This is a genomic window from Legionella resiliens, from assembly GCF_021344005.1.
Lineage (GTDB): Bacteria > Pseudomonadota > Gammaproteobacteria > Legionellales > Legionellaceae > Legionella > Legionella resiliens.
In genome coordinates this window covers 1,269,097-1,286,014 of record NZ_JAJTND010000004.1, presented here as the reverse complement: position 1 = coordinate 1,286,014, position 16,918 = coordinate 1,269,097, and the positions used below count along the sequence as shown (strand labels likewise).

Sequence of the window (16,918 nt, the reverse complement as noted above, 5' to 3'; positions counted from 1 at the left end):
CGCAAAAAATTTTCTCCCAATTCACCATCTGAGATAAATGATGACTAAAAACCCGCTCTCTTTATTACTCAAAGCATTTTCATCTGTATTTGGCAAATTAAATTGGCGTAGTCCGCCATGGGTGAATTACTTATGCACTAAATCAAAATCGTCTCCCAAAATGTTTTGGGGAAGCGGTCTTTTCATCTTTCTCATTTTAATTGCCGCAGGCTATTCTGTCTATTGGTATAAAAATTTACCAAAACCAATTTATACCACTGCCCAAATTACAGTTCCAGATATAACACCGAATACTGAAGAACAATTAGTTCCTAACAATTTAATTATTGATTTTGGGATAAAAAATAACGGCTTTATCAATCAATCAGTCGCCCCACTGAGCCAAGTCGGGAAAACCATAACTGAAGGCATAGAAATGACTCCTGAAATGCCTGGGACATGGACGTGGAATTCCGACAGCCAATTAGTCTTTACACCTTCAGAAGATTGGCCTGCAGGACAAAAATTTACAATTCATTTTGCTCCTGAGTTCTTTGCCCCCAGTGCAAATATGGAAAGCAATGTATATTCTTTTTCCACCCATCCTTTTATTGGAAAAATCACTGAATTTAAGCTTTATCAAGATCCAGTCCATGCTGAAATAAGAAATGCCGTAGCCACAGTAGAGTTTAATTATCCAGTTAATCCTAAAAGCTTGGAAAAAAACACCTCGTTAGCATATCAAACAAAATCGGGTTCAGCGGGTGAAAAACTTCCAATTACGTTTACTTATGATAAAAATAAACGTGTTGCTTACCTGAATTCTGAAACAGTAAAAATAAACGATGTAGCCCGTTATTTACGTTTAACCTTAGACAAAAACGTTACTTCATCTACGGATTCTAACCATTTGCAACACGAATTATCAAAAAATCTGTTGATCCCTAGTGCGCAGGATTTTCTTAAAGTGATTTCTGCTTCTGCCGCAATTGTTCGCAATGATAGAGATAGGCCTGAGCAAGTCCTTACTGTCGAAACTTCGCTGGGAATAAAAGAGAATGAATTTAATAGGTCAGTACATGTTTTTTTATTGCCCAAAGATCGCCCAGCAACTGTAGCTGAAGCTGCCAAAGAAAATTATCAATGGCAAAATCCAGGAGAAGTGACCCAAACAGTCCTTTCTCTAGCCTCACCCTTGACAAAAGAAGCCATTCCCACTGAGCAAAATTATTCCACACTGCACAGCTTTAAATTTAAAGCTGACACTCCTCGATATCTATACATTAAAATTGATAAAGGATTGCAAGGTTTTGGCGATTTTACTTTAGGGAATGATTATGCAGCAGTGATTCCTGTCCCAGCGATACCTAGAGAGATCGGGTTCTTACATAAAGGTTCGCTGCTTGCTTTAAGCGGTGAGAAAAAGCTTTCTGTACTGGTTCGAGGCGTCCCGGCAGTGAAGTTCGATTTCGCACGCGTATTGCCTGAAAATATCAACCAATTAATAACTCAAACCCAAGGGGATTTTAATAATCCCTATTTTATTAATCCCACATTTAATCAACAAAATATCAGCCAAATCTCTTCAGAGATTCAAGAGTTTGATATTTCGGATTTAGCAAAGCAGCAATATACTGCACTTGATTTCAGCAAGTATCTGACCATGAATACGAATACTCTTGGCCCACAAGGATTATTTTTATTACAAGCTACTGGCTGGGATGTCCCGAACAAAACTGCATTGGATGTAAAAGCAAGCCGTATGATATTGATTACTGATCTGGCTTTGTTAGTAAAAGATAATCAAGACGGTAGCCACGATGTATTCGTAAATTCCATAACCCAAGGAACTCCAGTTGCAAATACAATAGTAACTATTTTAGGTAAAAATGGGTTGCCCATTTTATCACGTACCAGTGATGCCCAAGGGCGTGTTAGTTTCCCGCCTTTAAAAGACTTTGTTGACGATAGAGAGCCTACTGTGTATTTGGCCCAATTGAATAATGACGTTTCATTTATTCCGTTCAACAATGCCAATCGACAATTAAATTTCTCTAAGTTTGACATTGGTGGTCTTTATACTACCAATCAAGAATTACATAGTTTAAGCGCGTATCTTTTCTCAGATAGAGGAATTTACAGACCAGGAGATGCCGTTCATGTCGGTATGATAGTCAAGCAAGCTTATGCCCAGCCACAACCAGGAGGATTACCTCTGCAGGTAACTGTAGTTGATTCAAGAGGGACAACAATTAAAGACGAAAAAATTACGCTCAATGATCTCGGCTACATGGACCTTGATTTCACAACAAGCGCCAATTCTCCTACTGGTCAGTACATGATTAATTTGTATTTAGTAAAAGATGGATACCCTCAAAACTTTCTGGGTTCTACTACGATTCGCGTTTCTGAGTTTTTACCTGATAGGATGCGAATCACGAGCAGCCTGTCACCAAAGCCATATGCTGGCTGGAGCTCACCGTCTGGGTTAAAAGGTGAAGTAAATCTCTGGAATTTATATGGGGCTCCTGCTGCCGATAGAAAAGTTAGCGCTAAAATCCTGTTAGTACCACAAAAAGTGGAATTCGATAAATATCCTGACTATAGCTTTGTTGACCCTTTGTTGGATCCCAAAAAACCACCCAAAGTGTTCACTGAAACACTTAATGATGCTGTAACAAATGATAATGGCGAGGCAGAGTTTGATTTAAATCTTCACCGTTTTGAACAGGCAACTTATCAACTAACATTTTTTGCTGAGGGTTTTGAGTCTGAAGGCGGTCGTAGTGTAACAACTCAAACCAAAACCTTGATCAGTCCTCTACCCTTTTTTGTAGGATACAAACCTGATGGTGACTTATCATTTATTAAGCAAAACAGTGCCAGAAGTGTTAATTATATTGCTATTAATCCTGAATTGAATAAAGAAAAAGTAGAGGAATTAAAGATCCAGCTGGTTTCATTACATCCAGTCACAACTCTAGTTAAAAAAGCTGATGGTACTTATCAATATCAATCAGTTATTCAATCTACAATAGTTAGCACCACCCCATTGAGTATTTCGGAGCAAGGAACTGATTACACTTTGCCCACAGACCAAATTGGTGATTTTTCATTAAGCATCCTTGGGAAAGATAATACAGTACTGAATCAGTTAAAATTCAGTGTCGTAGGTGCAAGCCAACAACCTTTAGCTAAGAACGCTGAATTATCGATTAAACTCAATAAAACTAAATACCAGGCTAATGAGGATATCGAAATACAAATCACTGCTCCCTATACCGGCTCAGGTTTAATCACAATAGAACGTGATAAGGTTTATGCATCACAATGGTTTAAAACAGAGACAACTAATTCGGTACAAACCATTCATATACCTGCTGATTTTCAAGGGGATGGATACATCAATGTCGCCTTTATACGCGATTGGAGCTCCCCTGAAATCTTCATAAGTCCACTCAGTTATAGTGTTGCTCCATTTACTGTCAACCATGAGAACCATAACATAAAAATTGATCTGCAAACCGCAGCAGTCTCACGTCCAGGCGAACCGTTCACTATAGATTATCATACGGATAAGCCCGGCAAAATTATTGTCTTTGCAGTGGATGAAGGCATTCTACAAGTTGCACGCTATGAAACCCCAGATCCTTTATCTTTCTTCTTCCAAAAGCATGCTCTTGAGGTTTTGACTCAACAAACTGTAGATCAAATCATGCCGAAATTTATTCAAGACCGGGAGCTTTCTGCGATTGGAGGAGATGGCGGTGAAGAAGGAATGGCAAGTCGGCTTAATCCTTTTAAACGAAAAACTGAATTACCCGTAGCTTATTGGTCTGGAGTTATTGATACCGATTCAAACAATCGTCAATTAGTATATCAAGTTCCTGATTACTTTAATGGAACATTGCGTGTCATGGCAGTAGCAGTATCACCTGATTCAGTAGGTTCGCGTGAAGCATCTGCTGAAATTCGTGGTGATTTCATTATTAATCCCAATGTTCCAACATTTGTTGCGCCAGGTGATGAATTTCAAATATCTGCATCTGTAGCAAATAACATTAAAGGTTCTGGGGAGAATGCACTGATTAATATACATTTAAAAGCTTCTCCTGAAATCGAAATTATCGGCTCACCAACCCAAGCTCTGGAAATTGCTGAAGGCCACGAACAAACAGTTCATTTTAAATTAAAAGCCAAATCACTTTTAGGGGCAGCCAAGTTAAACTTTAAAGCCAGTTTAGGAGATAAAGCCAGTACAATGAGTGCGACACTCAGTGTCAGGCCCGCTACACCTCTTAGCACCTACATCAATAGTGGCAAATCAGCAGAAGCTCAAAAAACTTTAGATATTATGCAAACATTCTATCCAGAGTATCGTAAAGTAACAGCAACTCTTTCTACTAGCCCGATGATTCTGGTATTTGGTTTACAACGTTATCTGGATAATTATCCTTACGGTTGTACCGAACAATTAACAAGTAAAGCCCTCCCCTTGTTGGCAATGAACAATCAAACTGGTTTTGGTGAAGAAACGAAACAAGTTCATGAAAAAGTAAATGCTGCAATTCAAATGCTGAGTCAACGGCAAATGTCTAATGGCGGATTTAGTTATTGGCCAGGGCTAAGTGATAATCAGGCTAATGATTTTGCATCGGTTTATGCAATGCATTTCCTGACCGAGGCGAAAAACCAAGGGTTTAATGTCCCTAGTGATCTGTTCTTTAATGGTATTAACTATCTTAAAACCTTAGCAGGTCAAAATGTAGCGGATATGGATGCAGCAAGAGTTCAAGCTTATGCCATTTATATTTTAACCCGCAATGAAGTAGTAACAACCAATTATCTGGCGAACCTGCAATTGTACCTGGAAAAAGATAAAACAAAAGTATGGCAAACAGACATTACCACAGCGTATATTGCTGCTTCCTATCAGTTACTACAAAGTCATGATGAAGCAAATCAATTAATTGGTTTGTACAAGCCACAAAATAAGCAGGCTTATGTCACTGATTTTTATAGTAGTGCGATTGCTGATGCTCAGTACTTATATCTTGTCGCCAAACATTTCCCTAATTTGTTGCCACAGGTAGGTGATGAACTGCTGAAGCGCTTAATTCAGGCTATCAATGATAATGAAATCAATACCGTGTTATCCGGATTTACTAGCTTGGCTTTAGGAGCATATCATCCGAATCTGCCCAGTGAGTCAACATCAGCTTTGTCAATGACAAAAATCATGGCCAATAATAAGGAAATCAATGTCCCTTCTACAAATCCAAACTACCAAAAAACTGATATTGATCCTGATGTCCAAAAAATACGCTTTAACAATCCTGATAAAAAAACATTTTTCTATCAACTTATGCAATCAGGTTTTAATCGCACAAGTGCAAAAGCTCCATTAAAACAAGGATTAGAAATCTTCCGAGAATATAAAGATGCGAAAGGAAATGTGATTCATTCAACAACCTTGGGTAGTGAAATTGAAGTACATATTCAAATTCGTGCATTAGGTAGTGATTATTTATCGAATATTGCTATTGAAGATCTATTGCCTGGTGGTTTTGAAGTGGTAAACGACTCTGTAAAAAATAATACAATGGATTTTGTCGATGTGCGCGAGGATAGAGTCAATTTCTTTGGTGGGGTTGAGTCTGCTGCCAAAGAAATAGTTTATAAAATCAAAGCAGTAAATATAGGAAAATACATTGTTCCACCAGCTTATGCAGAAGCCATGTACAATCCGAATACGAAAGCACAAGGTGTTCCCTCAGAAATTACAGTTACTGAAACACCATAATACTTTCAGTATCAGTTTAGCAAATGATGCTTGATTGCAAGCAACTGTTTCTTGGGCATCTCTTCGTCTACGCCCCACGGCTTGTCCGCGGGGTTCATTATTTTAGCGAAGAGCTTCTGGATCACACAACCCCGCGAAAAAGTAGTGATAGACGGAACGTTAGATAAGAGCTGGCTGCTTTTCAGAGACGTGTCTAATATTCAGTACCAGAGTCGTTGTGGCATTCAGATAACGGTAAAAACTCTGTTCTATCTCCAAGGCCATGCTATTTTTTATAAAAATCGGAATCAAAGCGCCTAAAAAATGGTAGCAATAATAAAAACTTTAGCGGATTTAATTGCATTTATAAATGGATCTGTTTAGATTTAGCACTTCCGTAAATAACGCACACAAATCGTTTGATGTGGCCAGATAAGAATTGTTTCTATTTGAATGGTGTATTTCATGAATAATTTAAAAAAAGGCATTAGTAGGTTAATCTTTATGGGAAGATGGCTGCAGCTTCCGCTCTATTTTGGCCTTATTTTAATACTGGCTGTTTATGTTTATCGCTTTATTCATGAACTGTTTGAGCTGGTAATTCATCTCAACAAGATTAATGATACGCTCATCATGTTAGGTGTGCTCGATCTGATTGATGTGGTTATGATTGCAAATCTTCTGATTATGGTAGTTATGGGAGGATATGAAACTTTTATCTCTCCTCTTGCTCTGGACTCCCATCCAGATCAACCTGAATGGCTTGATCATCTTGATGCGGGCGCTATGAAAGTGAAACTTGCTCTTTCATTAATTGGAATATCCTCGATTCACTTGTTAAGAACATTTATTGATCCAAATAAACTCAGTAACTTTTCTGTAATGTGGCAAGTAATAATTCATTTGACCTTGCTCATTTCAGCTTTGGCAATTGCATTTACTAATAAAATGCTTGTACAAAGTAAAACGCATTAAAGGTTGGACCTGCATGTATGCAAAGCAAATCTTAATTCACGTGGTACGCATCAAATTCTTTATATAGCGAAAGTGCATTTATAGATAAATGCTTTTTCCAGTTCTAAATCATGTACTTTTGCCTAAAGTACCTCTAAAAAAATATGTTGAAAATATTTTTCTGCTGCGTTCCTTGGGCAAACCAAACTCCCTTTATTCAAAAAGATATAGAATGGATCTTAAGCTTTTTGACAAAAGACTCTAAAGGCATCATGCGATTGATATGCGTTCTTTTTCAATACCGCTGTAAATTCAAGTATATTAAAACATGCATCACTGAGCACTTCCTTTAACTCCTCTTCCTCATAGAGTGATAAAAATTTCTTAAAATCCCCCTCATAACGAGTATCTTTTTCTAGTACCTCACCTTCGCCTTTTTTAATAGTAAGATAGAAACAGCCTTTTTCCTTTAAAATAAAATGAATTTTATCGAGTACCTTAGGGAAAGATTTTTTGGCAATATGTCCCAATGAGCAGGCAGCCCATGCACCATCAAAAGATAATGAAGGTAAAGTAATTGATTCAATATCCATTAGGTGGAACTCTGCACAAGGTGCAGTACGTTTGGCAATCTCAAGTAAGTTTTCACAATAATCAATTCCCAAAACACGTGCACCTTTATTTGTAAAAAGAACTGCATCTCTTCCAGAACCACAGCCTATATCAATAATGTGCGGATGAGGCGGCAGTAATTCAATAAACTTTTCTATGGATGCAAGAGGAGCAAGTTCCGCCACACGATGCGCAAACACTTCAGCTGTTGCTTCATAACTCGCTTTGGTAATTTCTTTATTTGATAGCATCTCAGAATGCATTTTTACTCCTAAATTCACGCCTCTAGATAGATAGCTAATCATAGCAAAATTAATGAGCAGAATAATAGAATTCATTTTACGTTTCACCATTGTTCAGAATTTGCACAGAGTTTAATATTTTGTTAATGTTTGATCTTTATACTATCAATCAAAGTGAATTTGATAAACAGGGTATGGATGCCTCGTATGCTGTCTAAAATATGAGGTTATAAGATGCAATCTAAAAGCGAACCGTCTAAAAAAGAACCGTGTAAAAAAGAAGTAGAATATCAAATTAGTGTTTGTGTAAAAGATACAAATCAAGAAAACGGACCTGGGCATGTATCAGCCCTACTTATTAAGAAAAAAGGGAATTCAACTACTATTTCTCACACAAGTTTTTTTCCAGGCCCCTTTGGAAGTGTGATCAATGGATTAACTTTGGGCTCTGTACCTGTTAAAGGACAATTAGCACCAGATCATGTACAAGACATACAAGAAGCCGACCATGTTTTAGTGGCCTCTGTATCTAAAGAACAATATAAAAGTGCAAAAAAAGGACAACAAGAATTTCATCAGCAAGTAGAGACTGGTCAACGCGCCTACTCTGTTTTTGGCAAATCAAATCCAATAGCAAAAGGCTTGAATAGACTGGCTAACGGGTGTAAAGGTGCGCAGTTAATTACAGAAAAACATTTGAAAACCAGTGGGTCTCTTGCCCCAGAAGATATGTGTGGTGTCCCTGTATTTGATGATGATCATCCAAAATTTGAAAAAGTACGACTAGATAACTGCTCAAGTTCAGTTTCACTTGTAGTGAAAAAAGGCGGATTTGTTGATTTTAAGAATCCCAAGATACCATCTTTTTTTACTTCTGAGCTAGAAAAAAATGGTTTCCAAAAAGTAGATAAAGTGGACTTTGCGAAGAAACTTGAGATTAAGTTATAAAAATCACAGGGTGTACGTTGTATTTAATAAGATTAGATATGGCGTACAATCCATTGTTTGATTAAAAAATTAATAACTTGTTATAATCTATATGCTGTATAAGTAATTTCTCAAAGTAAAAGGATTGATATGTTTTCATTTTTAAAATCTAAAAAAAATAACGGAATTACTCCTACCGCTTCAAATTCAACTCCCAATCTTGATACTCCTGATTTACAAGAAAAAAAATCCCCTGAAACCGGAAAAGATACTTGGGTATTTATTTGGAATATGACCTCTGAGAAAGTGGGTCACGCAGCGATACAAGTAGGTGGATCTAAGCCAAAAATGAAAAACGAGGATCCGGGGGAATATGCAAGCATTCATCCCGATAAAATTCCATCCACAGGATTAACCTCAGTATTACCCTTACCAGCACACATTGCTACCAATTTATCTGAAGACATGCAAACATTAGGTGCTGCAGCGCCTATTTCTGTTACTGATATAGGTGAACCAATAAAGATAATACCTAAAGATACAGGTCCCCTACCCCCTGATCATGTTTATCATTATAAAAATCTGAACGCATCCGAAATGCATAAGCACATTGAGCAAGCTCATAAAAAAGTAAAAACGGGTAAGATGGGTTATCAGTTATTTCCAAATGTGAATCTCCTTGGACTTTTGAAAGACAGTTCCGCATTTATCGCCCAAGACCCCATTGATATCGAAATGCATCGAAGGGCATCTGAGAAAAAAACAAATAACCATGAGGTACATAATTGTACTTCATTTGTTACTGAAACGTTAAATAAGGGTGGATTGCCTGTCAAATCCTCAAAGACAAAACCTTGGGGAGTGACTCCGAATGGTTTATCTGATGAAATGGAAAATAACATGCCTAAAATTTAGGACTGTTTCCATTTCTACTATGGGTATGCTGCATGCTGTGCTTGGGTACTCGAAAATCAGGCTATTTTGACTCAGTAAAAGAACTTACCATGCGCTAAGTTAATTTTTAGAATATTAGGAACACACTGCATTAAAGTGCCTTTTCATTATTCGACTTTAATCGTGCAACATCATAAATAGTAATGGGTGACTGAACTCCTTTAACCTTTACCCGAAGATGTCCGTTAACCTCGATGTCTTTTGCAACTTCCTGATAAGTGGATTCGGAAATCAGTATCTGTCCTCCAAGACTTAGATCTTGAATTCGTGATGATAAATTCACTGGCGCTCCTATTGCACTATATTGCATTCGCTTCCTGGAGCCAATATTCCCAACTACAGCCAAGCCTGTATTAAGCCCTACGCCCATCTCGATATGCGGTAAATGTATTTTACTGTTGGTATGATTCAGTTTTTTTAATACCTTTTGCATTTCCAAAGCACAAGCTACTGCACGAAGTGAGTCATTTCCAGAGGAATATGGCGCACCAAAAATAGCCATGATGGCATCGCCAATATATGCATCAACAACGCCTTGATGCTTTTCGATTACAGGAACCATTTTACTGAAATAAGAGTTTAGAAGCGAAACAAGAGTTTCACCAGGAATTGATTCAGATAAAGGCGTAAAATTTCTTAAGTCACTAAACATAATGGTTATTTTATTTTCATATCCGCCTAATTTTTGATGATGAGGGGACTCAAGAATTGTATTGACTACTTCATCAGACATATAAAAGCTAAATATCTTATGAATTAACTTATTACGTGTTTCAAGTTGTTTTTTTACTTTTTTCAATACAAGATTGGTCTTTCGTAGGGTTAACTCATCTTTGATTATATTGGCCAAGCTTAATAAAAGTTCTAGTTGTCTTGAATCAAGCTCTTTTGGAGAGGTATCAGCCAAGCAAAAGGTACCTACATTATAGCCCTGGGGATCAGTCAAAGGAACGCCCGCATAAAACCGAAGATATGGATCTTGTTGTACGAAAGGACTATTTGCAAATCGTTTATCATGAAGCAAGTCATTAATGATTAAGGGATCATCCTTTTTTATTGTCTCATTACAAAAAGAAATCCGTCGTGGTATTTGTTTTAAATTTAAGCCATGAAGCGCTTTGAACCATTGTCTTTCTTCATTAAGAAAAGAGATAAAGCAAATGGGAATATTAAATAAATCAATCGCAAGCCGCACCAATCGCTCGTAGCTTTCTTCAGGATCTGTATCCATAATTTTCAATGATTGAAGTGCATCGAGTCTTTTCTGCTCTAACAGGTGGGAGGTTTCAATTTTTTTGGCTTTCATAATAGCTCGCTTATCCTGGCCTTCTAAATTAGCAAGAAAAACTAATAGCCAAGTATCCTTCATATATAGTCATTATAGATTAAATAAGCCGCTTCTTTTGCATCACGATTAACTCATGGTATTCTTTGTTTACTTTATGCTCTCTTGGCTTATAAAAATGTTTACATTAAAAAATGAAAAGATGCTCGCCAAACAATTAAGCAAGGTTGATGCGCATGGCAAGTATGCGCCATTTCCGGGAGTTACAGTAATATCGGCCTGCTATCCCAAGCAAAAGGAGTTTTGTGAAACGATATATCAATTCTTAGTAAATAATCCACTGATCGTGCATCATTTTTTACCCCTACCCGCAAAAAGTTATCACATGACTACAATGAGCCTGGAAACAGAACAACAAATAGGAAGCTCATGGAGTCAATTTATAACTAATAATTTGCCTCACTATAAAAGAATCCAGCAAGCACTACAGAAAAACCCTCTTTGTCCTTCAATTGAAAAAATGGAAGTCAGCATTGGCAGAACCATTTCACTCACTTTATCTTTACCAAAAGAACAAGAAGCACAAATTAAGAAAATAGCCACATTTTTAAATATCGAAGAAACAATACCTAAAGTTTTCCATATTACATTAGCTTATTCACGTTTCAAGAGAGCACCATACATAGAAATTTCAGAACAATTGCAGGCAGAAATTACCAAAGAACTCAATAAAATAATTGGAAAAATTAAATTTCCATTGGAAATTGCAGAATACACGCTTTGCTATTTTAATGACATGACCGCGTTCCCCTTATGGGATGCAGAAAATAACCCGTTTACCCAAACGCAATCGCCGCAACACGATCTACGTTTCATACAAGAAGATGGAACAGTTACAGATGAACGCCAAGAACATGATCACGAGACACTGCTTACCATTTAAGTCATTATTTCAGTTGAAATAAACATTTTGATCTTATATTGTTGCTTCTTAATCATGCATGAATTAGGGAGTTTTCATGAAAAACCATTCAGGGATATTTAGGTTAAGTGATTATAAGATTCTTGATTATCTGATTGAGCATATTGATTTGGAAATAGACCTTTCTAAAAAACCTGTTCAATCAAAAGCTTTATTGACTATTAAACCCAATCCAAAATCCAAATCTTATTCTACTGATTTGGAATTGGATGGCGAAAATATGATATTAGAATCCATTTCACTCGATGGCAAAAAGCTATCTCTAGAAGAATACGAAATAACAAAAGATTCTTTAATTATCAAAAATCTTCCTCAGGATCGGGCGTTTACACTCGAAACAACAACCCGTTTGGGTGAAAACACCGATTTATTTGGTTTATACGAAACAGAAGGAACCATTTTGGTGAAAGCTGAAACTGAAGGACTTCGCCGCGTTCTCTACTGCCATGACCGTCCTGATAATTTAGCTACCTACAAAACAACAATTATTGCTAAAAAAGAAGACTACCCTGTATTACTTTCCAATGGTTCACTAGCTGAGCAAAACGATCTAGGTGAAGGACTTCACTCTGTAACCTGGGTAGATAAAGTTCCTAAACCCAGTTATCTATTTGCATTAGTTGCTGGAAAGCTGCAAAAATCAGTAGCTTATTTCAAAACACGTTCAAAACGTGAATTGCCAATTGAATTTTATGTCCCTCCTGCAGCGACAGCAAAATGTGATTTCGCTAAAGAAGTTTTAAAAGAGGCGATGCGTTGGGAAGAGGAAACCTTTGACCTCGAATGTGAGCTGCCCCAGCATATGGTAGCCGGTGTTGATAAGTATGCCTCAGGTGCTTCTGAGCCGACAGGCTTAAATTTATTCAATACTGCAAACTTATTTACTACCCCTGAAACCCGGACTGATACTGATTTTTTACGAGTTTTGGAAGTGGTTGCCCATGAATACTTTCATTATTGGTCAGGTGATCGCGTTACGATTCGAGAATGGTTTAACTTGCCCTTTAAAGAAGGATTAACCACATTTAGGGCTGCAATGTTTCGTGAACGTTTATTTGGTACTGATTTAATTCGGATACTGGATGGTAAAAACCTTGATGAACGTGCTCCACGACAAGATACCTATACCAATGTTAGAAGCCTTTATACACCTGCAGCTTATGAAAAAAGTGCGGATATTTTTCGTATGATGATGCTTTTCCTTGGTGAAGAAGCGTTCTATAGGGGAATGCACCAATTTCTAAAAGAGAATGATGGCGGCGCAGTAACTTTAGAAGATGTATTGCGGTCATTAAGTAAATCAACAAAAAACGATATGAGTTCCTTTTTATATTGGTTTACTGAATCTGGTATTCCACAAATAACAGTTACTGATGAATATGATGCAGAAGCAAAACGTTATACTTTAAAGTTTAAAACTATAGACAGAAAAGAAAGACCCATACCCATTGTTGTTGGATTACTGAATAATAAAGGTCAGGAGATTCAAGGCGATACCATGATAATGGTTGATAAATCGAACATGGAGTTTCATTTTGATCATGTTGATACACGTCCTGTCCCTTCTTTATTACGTAGTTTTTCTGCTCCTGTAACTCTTGATTTTGCATACAATGCAGAACAATTACTGCTACTAATGCAACATGATAGTAATATCTATAACCGCTGCGAAGCAGCAAATAAACTGATCACCCAAAAGGTCAAGGATTATTGTTCAGGGAAGAGTATGACCCTTACGCATGAGTTTTTTAACGTATACCGAAGTATACTTAATGAGAAAAATTCTTCTTTAAACTATTGGTTACTTGCCGAACTCATAGCCATACCATCAGAAGAGGTCTTATTTTCCAGTATGCAAAATCAGGATTTTGAAAAAATAGCAGAAGCACGTCAATTGATTCAAAATCAACTAGCTAAAGAATTAAAAGAAGATCTTGTGCGCATACAAAAAAATCTGGATACACTGCCTATATCTCAGAGTTCCCCTTTTAAGTCGTTTGATATCTTATCTGCGGGTGCACGACGTTTAAGACAAGTTTGTCACGCTTTTTTGGTTTCGATACAGTCCGAAAAAACGGAGCAACAGTTAATTGAGCAATTCGCTAACTCATTAGGTAAAAATATGACTGACTGCATCTCAGCACTCAACCTGTTGCTAAGTAATAACTGCAGTCAATCAGGTAGATTATTGGCATCATTTTATGAGCTTTGGCAAAACGATCCAAGCGCTGTTAATTATTGGTTTAGTGTTCAGGCAGCAGCCCATTCAGAACATGTAGTAGAATTAGTAAAACAATTAATGCTACATCCTGCCTTTGATTTGTCTAATCCCAATAAGGTGAATGCTTTATTAGGAACATTCATTAAAAATCCTTACGGATTCCATTCTATATCAGGAAAAGGATATCAGTTAATTGTCGATGCAATTCTGAAATTAGAAAAAATCAATCCAACGTTGGCTGCGAATTTGACAGAAAAATTCAATAGTTGGGATAAATATGATGAGAAAAGACAAAAGCTGATGTTAAGCCAATTGGAATTTATGAGTACAAATGCCGCAACTGCTGATGTGAGAAACATGGCAAAAAAGGAGTTAGAGAAGAGGAAGCTTGATCGACCTCTTCTCATGCAACAAATGTTCTTTGGAACTCTTTCTCTGACAGATTCAGAAATTTTGGATAAAAAAGAAGAAAAAACTTATTCTTGCTATTAAAAACTATGATTTTCGCTGACACAAGATGAACAAAACTTGAGTGATTAAAAAGGCCGTAAGCTCCTGTTTAACATACGCTTTGCTCGTTCGAGCAAAGCGTATGCGTTCACTAACAACTTAACGGCCTGCATTAAGATTCATTCTACATCCTTTCATCTGCCTACCCTATCGTGCTCTTCCCCTCCCGGGTTCCAGCATTCCTTGACGGGCAGGGGATGTCTGAATTTGACCTTTAATATATACGCCAGCCGGTTTTAAGTTGCTGTCAACCCATGCACCACTAGCACACGTGTTGGTTTTCCAAATAGCCCCGGAACGGTAGTCATCTGAATAGTTCCAGTTAGCCCAGCTAATCTTTTTAACTGCCATCAGTTGCATATAACGATCTGACATAACGAAATCATTAGCTCCGTCTCCTGTATATGTTTGAGTACCGAATTCTGTAACGAAAATCGGTAATACCTGTGATGCACTATCTAAAGCACTCAGATAATTCTCGCGGTGTGACGCTGCATAAAAATGGAATGCATACATGATGTTAGAGAACTGCACTGGATTATTAACTATTTCCTGATAAGAGCTGCCATCCGACACACCAAGAGAACTCCATCCACGTGTACCGATAATGATGGGCGCTTTGGGATCAATTGCCCTAATTACAGGAATAATTTCATTGGCATAACTTTTAATGGTATTCCACCCTACTCCATTAGGTTCATTGGCAATTTCATAAAGAATATTATTTTTATTCTTATGGATGCTAGCAATATCTGTAAAGAATTTTTTAGCCGAGTTCAAATTATAATTAGGATCGCCGGGGTTTAATATATGCCAATCAACGATGACATAAACGCCACGTTCAGATGCTTCATCAATCAATTGACTGACATCATTGGTGAATTTAGTCGGGTTAGTCTCATATCCCCCTTCCTGAACATATAAAGAGAGCCGGATTACATTTGCTTTAAAATTATTGGTTAAGAAATCCAAGGAAGCAGGAGTGGCACATTGGGCAAACCATTGTAAACCATGAGTACTCATTCCTTTTAATTGAATGGCAGTGCCATGTTCATTACATAATTTGGTGCCACAAACAGTTAATTGTCCATTCAAGCCTACCGGTGTATTGGCATCGATCGGTACCATGGTAATTGTTTCTACGGCACTGGCTGTTGCAGTCAACGGCTGTGGAGAAAAGTTAATGGAATACCCACTAACCGCCTCAGCAGCAAATGTATAAATAACCCCATCGGTTAACTGCACAGTACTTGACCCATTGCCATTATTTAAATCAATCACCTTAGAAATAACATTGGAACCATCATTAGGTGTCATGACGACCGTCAAAGTATTTAAATGAGCTGGTGCACCACTAACGTTAATAGTAACCGTATCTTGAACCACCTGAACGCACTGATAAGTTAAATTCGTGCTTGGGGTTGTTGCAGAACTGGCGACGAGACTTGTTGGTGAAAAACTGGGAACACAGTTATAGCCATTATAATTGATTGATGGTGTGGAAAAAGTATAAGCTTCTCCCTCTTTTAAATGAGGAACTGTAGTTAATGTATTCCAGGTTAAGGGCTGCGTCACGGAGCTACCAGTTTGGCTCTGTGTAATCAAAGCGGTTGGATTACTCCCATAACCGGACAGTTCGCTAGGTAAAGCCTGTAAATTAATTGCTAATTTTCCAGTCGGCTGCATCAAGGTGTAATTTACAGCAGCATTCACCGTTTGATTCGCGGTTAGAGTAAACGTACTTGGAACGGCACTACCCTGATAAATATCACCATTACTTCCAGAGACACTCTCTGGAGCAAGTGAATAATTACCAGCAGCCAATCCTGTAAGCGTTGTCGCCGTAGCCCAGGGTAATTGTATATTATTAATTATCTGCCCATTGAATGATAAATGAACCAAAGCATAATTTTGGGAAACATTCGCGGGTTTGGAAGAAGCATTATTAAGGATTAGAATACCTGATTCAATCACTGAGCCCGTGTAAACATTAACGCTACTCTCTATGTGGTTATCCGAACTGACACCGTATTTGATTTGAAATGAACTACCTACCGGTAATTTAGAATTGGCGCCAGGATAAGATGGAAAATGTAAAGTAAATGTCGCCAAAAAAGCGCCATCAGTTTGTAGCTGCGAGGCAATATTTAAAGCATTATCGGGATAAGATAACGGCGAAAAATCACCCCAAAATGATGTGGAAATCGACGTTTTGCTTTTAAATGTAATCGTCGAATTTTGGAAATCTACCGCCTGGCTGCAGTTATTGGTCAACTTCAAAGTGACTGTTTTCCAATGCTGATCGCCGATAGCACTAAATTGCGAAGTAATACATGCTGTTGGTTGTGCCATTGCCGCCATTTTAACTGGCTGGGCAATAACTCCCTGCGTTATTGTTATAAACGAGATCAAACCCAGCAGAGGGTATTTCATGTTGTTGTTTCCTTTCTTTACCATGATTAATTGGGAA

The 16,918-nt window shown here is 37.6% G+C and carries 9 protein-coding genes; 6 read left to right on the top strand and 3 right to left on the bottom strand.

The window, feature by feature from the left end; translation table 11 throughout:
• The first annotated feature begins 40 nt into the window (after window positions 1–40).
• Window positions 41–5,782, top strand: a complete 5,742-nt coding sequence (locus LXO92_RS11095; protein ID WP_232891098.1) for an alpha-2-macroglobulin — start codon at window positions 41–43, stop codon at window positions 5,780–5,782.
• A gap of 444 nt (window positions 5,783–6,226) precedes the next feature.
• Window positions 6,227–6,736 (top strand): TIGR00645 family protein, encoded by a 510-nt coding sequence (locus LXO92_RS11090; RefSeq protein ID WP_182349654.1) that lies wholly within the window; start codon window positions 6,227–6,229, stop codon window positions 6,734–6,736.
• Between the two features lie 218 nt (window positions 6,737–6,954).
• Here the strand turns inward: LXO92_RS11090 and LXO92_RS11085 are convergent, their stop codons facing one another.
• Entirely contained in the window at window positions 6,955–7,590 is a 636-nt protein-coding gene (locus LXO92_RS11085; RefSeq protein WP_232890984.1) for a class I SAM-dependent DNA methyltransferase, read from the bottom strand.
• A gap of 213 nt (window positions 7,591–7,803) precedes the next feature.
• On the opposite strand from LXO92_RS11085, the gene LXO92_RS11080 reads away from it, so the two are divergent.
• Complete coding sequence (locus tag LXO92_RS11080) at window positions 7,804–8,517, top strand: hypothetical protein (RefSeq protein ID WP_182349652.1); 714 nt, start codon at window positions 7,804–7,806, stop codon at window positions 8,515–8,517.
• Window positions 8,518–8,646: 129 nt separating this feature from the next.
• Window positions 8,647–9,411: a hypothetical protein gene (locus LXO92_RS11075; RefSeq protein WP_232890983.1), complete on the top strand. Its 765-nt coding sequence runs from the start codon at window positions 8,647–8,649 to the stop codon at window positions 9,409–9,411.
• Between the two features lie 130 nt (window positions 9,412–9,541).
• Here LXO92_RS11075 and LXO92_RS11070 read toward each other — a convergent pair whose 3' ends face one another.
• Window positions 9,542–10,819 carry an adenylate/guanylate cyclase domain-containing protein gene (locus LXO92_RS11070; RefSeq protein WP_232890982.1) on the bottom strand — a complete coding sequence of 426 codons (1,278 nt, stop codon included), beginning with the start codon at window positions 10,817–10,819 and terminating at the stop codon, window positions 9,542–9,544.
• A 94-nt stretch (window positions 10,820–10,913) separates the two neighbouring features.
• Between LXO92_RS11070 and LXO92_RS11065 the strand changes: the two genes are divergently transcribed.
• Both LXO92_RS11065 and pepN read left to right on the top strand, forming a co-directional pair.
• On the top strand, window positions 10,914–11,678 hold the full coding sequence (locus LXO92_RS11065) for a DUF1868 domain-containing protein (protein ID WP_232890981.1): 765 nt from the start codon (window positions 10,914–10,916) through the stop codon (window positions 11,676–11,678).
• Between the two features lie 76 nt (window positions 11,679–11,754).
• Complete coding sequence (pepN, locus tag LXO92_RS11060; protein ID WP_232890980.1) at window positions 11,755–14,430, top strand: aminopeptidase N; 2,676 nt, start codon at window positions 11,755–11,757, stop codon at window positions 14,428–14,430.
• A gap of 165 nt (window positions 14,431–14,595) precedes the next feature.
• On the opposite strand, the gene LXO92_RS11055 is transcribed toward pepN, so the two are convergent.
• Window positions 14,596–16,881: a glycoside hydrolase family 5 protein gene (locus LXO92_RS11055; protein WP_232890979.1), complete on the bottom strand. Its 2,286-nt coding sequence runs from the start codon at window positions 16,879–16,881 to the stop codon at window positions 14,596–14,598.
• Window positions 16,882–16,918: the final 37 nt, after the last annotated feature.